Source organism: Streptomyces sp. NPDC029151, assembly GCF_055564315.1.
In genome coordinates this window covers 1,242,886-1,244,250 of record NZ_JBVHWQ010000001.1, presented here as the reverse complement: position 1 = coordinate 1,244,250, position 1,365 = coordinate 1,242,886, and the positions used below count along the sequence as shown (strand labels likewise).

Sequence of the window (1,365 nt, the reverse complement as noted above, 5' to 3'; positions counted from 1 at the left end):
AAAGGAAAAAGACGAACCCCCCCCCCCCCCCCCCCCCCCCCCCCCCCCCCCCCCCCCCCACCCCCCCCCCCCCCCCCTCCCCCCCCCCCCCCCCCCCCGCCGTCGCGTGGGTACGGCGTCCTACGCCGGCCATGGGCCCGCGTGGGGAAGTCCGTAGCTGTCGGCGATCAGGGACAGCGACAGGAGCCGCTCCTCCAGGCCGTGCGCGTTGGAGGCCAGCATGAGTTCGTCGGCGTCCGTCCGCTCCGCCAGCGCGTCCAGCTGCTCGCGCACCGCGTCCGGCGTGCCGTGGACGGCGTTCTCCAGCCAGCCGGCGAGGACCTCCTGCTCGTACGCGGTGAACACATGGGACCTGGCCTCCTCGGGGGTGGGCACGAGCCCCGGGCGTCCGCTGCGGAACCGCACCGTGGTCAGGGCCCCGGTGCGCGCCTGGTCCCGGGCCTCCTCCTCGGTCCGCGCGGCGAACGTGAAGACGCCGACGACGGTGTAGGGCTCGGCCAGCACGGGGGAGGGGCGGAAGGACTGCCGGTACAGCTCCAGCGCGGGGATCGTGTTGCGGGCGGCGAAGTGGTGCGCGAAGGCGAACGGCAGCCCCAGCAGGCCGGCCAGCTGGGCGCTGAACCCGGAGGAGCCGAGCAGCCACACGGCCGGACGCCCGACCGACTCTCCCTGGACCGGGCCGGGCACGGCGTGCACGCGGCGGTACGGGTGCCCCTCGGGGAAGTCGTCGTGGAGGAAGGCCATGAGTTCGGCCACGTCGGCCGGGAAGGAGTCGCCCGTCGCCGGCCCGTCGGCCCGCCGCAGCGCCCGCGCGGTCACCTGGTCGGTGCCCGGGGCACGCCCGAGGCCCAGGTCCACCCGGCCGGGGGCCATCGCCTCCAGGGTGTGGAACTGCTCGGCGACGACCAGGGGGGCGTGGTTGGGCAGCATGACGCCCCCGGAACCCAGCCGGATCCGGTCGGTCTGCGCGGCGAGGTGCGCCAGGATCACCGCGGGGCTGCTGCTGGCTATGCCGGGCATCGAGTGGTGTTCGGCGACCCAGTAGCGCCGGAACCCGCGGGCTTCGGCCAGGCGGGCGAGGCGCGCGGAGGTTTGCAGCGCCTCCCGCGGGGTGTGGCCCTCTCCGACCGCCACCAGGTCGAGAACGGACAGGCCGTAGGCCATCGTGGGTGTCCCTTCGTCGTCGCGCACGCGCGCGGTCCGTCATGAAACGTCATGGGAAAAGGCCCGGGCCGGGGGGTGGGGGGGGAGGGGAACCACCCACCCCCACCCCAGAGACCACGTGTTTTCCCCCATTCCCCCCTGGGCGTGGTCCCCCCCCCGCCCCCCTTTGTCAAGGAGACGACGCTGTTTGCGACATCGCAG

The 1,365-nt window shown here is 74.9% G+C and carries 1 protein-coding gene; it reads right to left on the bottom strand.

Annotation, left to right across the window (positions count from 1 at the left end):
- Nucleotides 1–120: 120 nt before the first annotated feature.
- A complete protein-coding gene (locus tag ACZ4VF_RS04995; protein ID WP_467923778.1) occupies nucleotides 121–1,164 on the bottom strand; it encodes an LLM class flavin-dependent oxidoreductase in 1,044 nt (347 codons plus the stop codon).
- Nucleotides 1,165–1,365 lie beyond the last annotated feature (201 nt).

What these genes read in the sequence shown, in the direction of transcription:
- ACZ4VF_RS04995 (WP_467923778.1), bottom strand. Translation starts at nt 1,164, where the DNA reads ATGGCCTACGGCCTGTCCGTTCTCGACCTGGTGGCGGTCGGAGAGGGC.